This window comes from Streptomyces purpurogeneiscleroticus, from assembly GCF_020024005.1.
In the GTDB taxonomy this organism is placed as follows: domain Bacteria; phylum Actinomycetota; class Actinomycetes; order Streptomycetales; family Streptomycetaceae; genus Streptomyces; species Streptomyces purpurogeneiscleroticus.
Genome location: NZ_NHSG01000402.1, coordinates 24,762 through 30,858 on the forward strand (window position 1 = coordinate 24,762; position 6,097 = coordinate 30,858).

General features: G+C 71.5%; 4 protein-coding genes. 2 read left to right on the forward strand and 2 right to left on the reverse strand.

The window, feature by feature from the left end; translation table 11 throughout:
- The first annotated feature begins 258 nt into the window (after positions 1–258).
- A complete protein-coding gene (locus CCS38_RS35600; RefSeq protein WP_223736426.1) occupies positions 259–1,623 on the forward strand; it encodes an NAD-binding protein in 1,365 nt (454 codons plus the stop codon).
- 135 nt (positions 1,624–1,758) lie between these two features.
- Positions 1,759–4,620 carry a SpoIIE family protein phosphatase gene (locus CCS38_RS29700; RefSeq protein ID WP_372457169.1) on the forward strand — a complete coding sequence of 954 codons (2,862 nt, stop codon included), beginning with the start codon at positions 1,759–1,761 and terminating at the stop codon, positions 4,618–4,620.
- Between the two features lie 9 nt (positions 4,621–4,629).
- Here CCS38_RS29700 and CCS38_RS29705 read toward each other — a convergent pair whose 3' ends face one another.
- Together CCS38_RS29705 and CCS38_RS29710 are read right to left on the reverse strand one after the other, a co-directional pair.
- Positions 4,630–5,019 (reverse strand): RidA family protein, encoded by a 390-nt coding sequence (locus CCS38_RS29705; protein ID WP_223736428.1) that lies wholly within the window; start codon positions 5,017–5,019, stop codon positions 4,630–4,632.
- 101 nt (positions 5,020–5,120) lie between these two features.
- Entirely contained in the window at positions 5,121–5,801 is a 681-nt protein-coding gene (locus tag CCS38_RS29710; protein WP_223736429.1) for a GntR family transcriptional regulator, read from the reverse strand.
- Between the last annotated feature and the right edge of the window lie 296 nt (positions 5,802–6,097).

Consider the following 6,097-nt stretch of genomic DNA (forward strand, 5'->3'; position numbering starts at 1 on the left):
ACTTCAGCTCAGCCGCCTCGGCCGTGCCGCACCCTCTGGCACGTGACGGCGAGGCAGGCGATCCGGACGAGCTGAGCCGTGCCACATCCCGCACCCCGCCTCGACCAGGCAATGCCGGGCCCGCCAAGACAGGCTCTCCAGGGGCAGCTCCGGCCCCGACGTTGCAGAAAGGCCGACGGGTTGAGCTCACAGATATCCCCTGAAACTCAGATACCCGATGGCGACGCACGCCTGCACGTCCCCACGGCGGGGCAGCGCGTGGTGTTCATCGAGGACGACGAGGCCCTGGGCCGCTCGGCCGCCGCATGCGTCGAGCGCTGGGGCGGCACCGCGTACCGGCTGCCCCGCCCCGACGACGACGCCCTGCGCCGGCGACTGCAGCACCCCGTCGACGCGATCGCCATCGTCTCCCGCGACGACATCGTCGCCCTCCGCTACGCCCTGCTGGCCGAACATCTCAAGCCCGGCGTCCGGCTGGTGGTGACCCTCTTCGACCGCACCGTTGCCGACGAGGTCAGCAGGACCATTCCCAACTGCACCGTGCTGAGCATGACCGATGCCGTCGTGCCCAGCCTGCTGGCCAGCTGCCTCGCGCCCCAGTACGCCATCCTCAAGCCCCTCGACAGCGACGTCGTCGGCGTCCGCCGCGAAGGCGTCACCACTGCCGTCGAGCACCTGCCCCGGCGGTCCCTCACCACCGGCGCGCACCACCGGCCACGCTCCACCCTCGCGTCCTGGTTCCGCTCCCTCGGCACATCCGCCAAGGTGCTCGTCGCGAGTTTCACCGCACTGCTGCTGGCGCTGGCGGTGGACATCACGCTCGGCGTCCTCGTGCTGCACGAGCCCTGGCCCGATGCCACGTGGAATGCCGCCCGCACGCTCACCACGGTCGGCTCCTCGCCGCACGCGGAGCACGGCCCGGGCTGGTACAAGATCTTCTCCGCCGTCTCCATGCTCGGCGTCCTGGTCCTGGCCGCCGTCTTCACCGCGAGCGTGGTCGACCGGTTCACCGGACACCGGATGACCAGCATCCTCGGAGCCCGCTCCATCCCGCGCCGGGACCATGTCATCGTCGTCGGCCTGGGCCAGGTGGGCCTGCGCCTCTCCGCCCAGCTGCGCGACCTCGGCATCAAGGTGGTCGCCGTGGAACGCAATCCCCAAGCCGCCTGCCTGCCGCTGGCCCGCGCCCGCGACATTCCCGTCATCCTCGGCCGCGGCGGCGACCGCTTCCTGCTGGAACGCCTCTCCGTAGGGCGGGCACGCGCCCTCGCCGCGGTCACCTCGGACGGGCTGGAGAACATCGCCGTCGCCGTCACCACCCGCGCCATCACCGCCGACCAGCGCATCGTCCTGCGCGCCGGTGGCGACGAGGTCACCACCGAATCCCGGTCGCTGTTCCGCATCGGTGCGGTCTGCGACTTCACGCACATTGTCGGTACGTTCGTCGCCGCGTCGGTGCTGGATACCGCGCCGCGCAGTGTGTTCGTGGCCGACGGCCGGACCTGCGCCCTCTTCCCGGACGACCATGTCGTCGACCTCGCCACGTGGGACGCGCGCCGCGGCGGGCAACAGGCCGAGGCGTCCGAGGACGGCGCGGACCTGGCCTCGTCCCCGGGTGGATAGGCCCGGGTCGTCCCGGAGGGGTTGTCCCGGGCGGGTAGGCCCTGCCGCGCGGGTCCGGTGGCCGTTGGGCCTCGTGGCCCATTGGTCGTATGAATCGCCTTAATCGCCCCCTCCATGATCGGCAAGACTGGATTCATGGGTATGCACGGTTTCTTCCGCCGGTTCGCGGTACCGCCTTCCCGTCGGCCGCACCGGTCACGGGAGCGGCGCGGGTGGTCCGTGCTGAGTCCGCGGAGCGTCGCCGGCCAGGTCTTCCTGCTGCAGCTCGCGGTGGTGGTACTGCTCGTCGCCGTCACAGCGGCGCTGCTGGTCGTGCAGGCCGGGCGCCAGGCCACGGAGGCGGCCCGCGACGAGGTGCTGGTCGCCGGTGAGGCGTTCGCGAATGCCCCGGGGATCGTGGCGGCGCTGGACGGCCCCGACCCGACCGCGGTGCTGCAGCCGCGCACCGACGAGATCCGGCAGCGGTCGGGGCTCGACACCCTCGTCGTGATCAAGAGGGACGGGACCCGGTACACCCACCCGGACCCGGAGCAGGTCGGGAAGAAGTTCGTCGGCACCATCGGGCCGTCGCTGGCCGGCCGCGTCACCATCGAGAACGCCCGGGGGCCGGTCCGGCCCGGAGGAGAGGCGAACGTCGTCCAGGCAGTGGTGCCGATCTTCCGGCCGGACGGCTCGGTGGCCGGCATGGTCTCGCCCTCGGTCACGGTCGCGGACGTGAACGAGAGGGTGGAGCGGCAGCTGCCGGTGCTCTTCGGTGCCGCGGGGTGCGCGCTCGTCCTGGCAGCGGGCGGGTCGGCGCTGGTGAGCCGGCGGTTGCGGCGCCAGACCCGCGGACTGGGCCCGCTCGAGATGACCCGGATGTACGAGCATCACGACGCGGTACTGCACTCGGTACGCGAAGGCGTACTGATCGTCGGCGACGGGCGGCTGCTGCTGGCCAACGACGAAGCGCGGCGACTCCTCGACCTGCCGCCGGACGCGGAGCAACGGCAGGTCACCGACCTCGGTCTGGCACCCGGCACCGCCGATCTGCTGGCCTCCGGCCGCCGTGTCACCGACGAGGTCCACCTGGCCGGCGACCGGCTGCTGGCCGTCAATGTGCGGCCCGTGGACCGCCACGGTGGCCCGGCGGGCAGTGTGGCCACACTGCGCGACACCACCGAGCTGCGGGCGCTGGCCGGCCGGGCCGAGGTGGCCCGGGAGCGGTTGCAACTGCTCTACGACGCCGGGGTGCGGATCGGCACGACGCTGGACGTGGTGCGCACCGCGGAGGAACTGGCCGAGGTGGCGGTCCCCTTGTTCGCCGACTTCGTCACCGTGGAACTGCTGGAGGCCGTTCCGCGCGGCGAGGAGCCGGACACCGCGAGCGCCGAAATGCGCCGCACCGCCCTGCGCGGCATCCACGACGACCCGCCCCTCCTCCCGGTGGGTGAGCTGATCCGGATCGGCCCCGGCAGCCCGGTGGCCGCCGGTGGGGCGGGCGGTACGGCGGACGGCGTGGCGGGCGGTGCGGCGGGCGATCGCGCCGTACTCGTGCCCGATCTGGCCGCCTCCGACGACTGGCGCGCGCGGAACCCGGAGTCCGCCGAGAGGGTCCTGGACTACGGCATCCACTCCCTGATTTCCGTACCACTGCGGGCGCGGGGCGTGGTGTTGGGGAAGGCCGACTTCTGGCGTTCGGAGAACGAGCCGTTCGAGCGGGAGGACCTGTCCTTCGCCGAGGAACTGGCCGCCCGGGCGGCGGTGTCCATCGACAACGCCCGCCGCTACACCCGCGAGCACACCATGGCCGTCACCCTGCAGCGCAGCCTGCTGCCGCACGTGCTGCCCGAGCAGTCCGCGCTGGAGGTGGCGCACCGTTACCTGCCCGCGCGGGCGGGGGTGGGCGGGGACTGGTACGACATCATTCCCCTGCCCGGCGCGCGCGTGGCGCTGGTCGTGGGTGACGTCGTCGGGCACGGGCTGCACGCCGCGGCCACGATGGGCCGGCTGCGCACCGCGGTGCACAACTTCTCCACTCTGGACCTGTCCCCCGACGAGCTCCTCGGCCGTGTGGACGAGCTCGTCGCGCGCATCGACGACGGCGAGGCCGCCCGGGACGAGGGGCAGCGCGTGGACGAGGGCGCGGACGCCCAGGGCGAGGGGCAGCGCATCACCGGCGCCACCTGCCTGTATGCGATCTACGATCCGGTCACCGGGCGCTGCACGATGGCCCGGGCCGGGCATCCGGGGCCGGCCGTGGTGTATCCGGACGGCAGTGTGCAGTATCCAGAGGTACCGGTCTCCCCGCCGCTGGGGCTGGGCGGCGGCCTGCCCTTCGAGACCGCTGAACTGGATCTGCCCGCGGGCTCCCGGCTGGTCCTGTACACCGACGGGCTCGTCGAGGACCGCCGACGCGACATCGACACGGGCCTGGACCTGCTGCGCACGGCCCTGACCGGCGCGGCCGACCGCACCCCGGACGAAACCTGCCAGGCGGTACTCGATGCGGTGCTGCCGGCCCGCCCCAGCGACGACGTCGCGCTGCTGGTGGCCCGCACCCGGCTGCTGGACCCGGACCGGGTCGCGGACTGGGACGTGCCCGCCGACCCCGCGGCCGTCTCCCGCGTCCGCGCCGAAGCCCTCCGCCGGTTGGAGACCTGGGGCCTGGACCGGATCGCCTACGCCACCGAGTTGGTGATCAGCGAGCTGGTCACCAACGCCATCCGGTACGGCGCCGAGCCGATCCGGCTGCGGCTGCTGTCCGACCGCGACAGCCTGATCTGCGAGGTAGCCGACGGCTCCAGCACTTCCCCGCACCTGCGCCGGGCGAAGACCACCGACGAGGGCGGCCGCGGGCTGTTGCTCGTCGCCCGCTTCACCCAGCGCTGGGGCACCCGCTACACCGCCCGCGGCAAGGTCATCTGGACCGAACAGTCCCTGCACAACGGCACGGCCGAACCTGACGGGGACACCGGTGACATCCTGCTGGACCAATGGAGTGACACCGAACTCTGATGTCTCCGGCTACGCGACGGCCCGCCGCGCGTACACCTCGATCTCGATCTTCATACGGGGATCGGCGAGGCCGCACACGAGCATGGTGGCGGCCGGCCGCACGTCGCCGAAGGCGCGGCGCAGTACCGGCCAGCAGGGCTCGAAGTTCGCCCGCTCGGGCAGCATGTACCGCACCCGCACCACATCGGCGAGGGTGCACTTCGCCTCGGTCAGCGCGGCCTCGATGTTGTGCACGCACTGCTCGGCCTGCGCCACGACATCCTCGGGGATCGTCATGGTGGCGTAGTCGAACCCGGTCGTCCCGGACACATGCACCCAGTCGCCGTCGACCACGGCCCGGGCATAGCCGATCTGCTCCTCGAACGTCGAGCCGCTGAGGATCGCACGTCGTTCTGTCATGCGCCGAACACTAAGTGACCAATAGCGACACCGGTACCCGGTATGGAGTGATCCGCTGACCCGCCCCCCTGGTCACACAACTCGCGGCAAACGATGAGCCGTCAGTCCGTGCCTCCCCCGGCCGGAGCCTGCAGGTTGGCCATGGCGGAGCTCATGTGCTCGTGCAGGATGGCGAGTGCGGCGTCCGCGTCCCCGCGTTCGATGGCGTCGACGATGGGGGCGTGATGGGCCGCGGACATGGTGAGCTTTCGCTTCTCGCCGGCGGCGCTCATCACCACGATGCGCGTCGGGCCCTCAAGGTGGCGCCACGTCGTCACCAGCATGGAGTTCCCCGACAGTTCGCACAGCAGGAGGTGGAAGGCGAGGTCGGCCTCCACCTGGCCCTCCAGGTCGCCCGTCACCTCAAAAGCCTGGTCCAGGCGACGCAACGCGTCCCGAAGCGCCGCCACCGCGGCCGCACGGTCCGGGGAGGCGATGACCTGTGCCACGGCGAGCCCTTCGAGGGCTTCGCGTACCTGGAACAGCTCGCGCACTTCCTGCGGTGACAGGACCCGCACCCGCAGCATGCCGCGGGCGCCGGCCACGACCAGCCCCTCCTGCTGCAGATGCCGCAGTGCCTCACGCACGGTGCCGCGGCTGACCGACATGCTGGAGGCGATCTCGACCTCGCCCAGGTGGTCGCCGGGGCGGTAACGGCCCGTGGTGATCGCGGCACGCAAGGCGACCAGAGCGCGCTCACGCAACGTCGACCGGTCCAGATTCGGCAATGCCGGTACGGTCACGCCGTTTCCCCCTTCAGTGCTGTGCGGTGGCGCCTGCGCGGATACGGCGACCCACGGTCCCGGAAAGTCTACTGTCAACAGTCAACGCCCGATCATGCAGGCTCGGCGCACACCCGCCACCTCCTCCGTCGCCGAAGCGGCCACGTGTAACACCCAAGTGAAGTAGGCGCTTCCAGAGCGTTGACAAGCGCCATATCGGCGCTCAGTATCGACGACATCTGTTGACTGTTAACAGTCAACAGTGCAGGCAGACGCATGGCGATCGAGGAGGATCCGCATGGTCAGCTCCATCCCAC

Coding starts and splice junctions, on each gene's coding strand:
- CCS38_RS29700 (WP_372457169.1), top strand. CDS start 1,759: ATGGGTATGCACGGTTTCTTCCGCCGGTTCGCGGTACCGCCTTCCCGT.
- CCS38_RS29705 (WP_223736428.1), bottom strand. CDS start 5,019: ATGACAGAACGACGTGCGATCCTCAGCGGCTCGACGTTCGAGGAGCAG.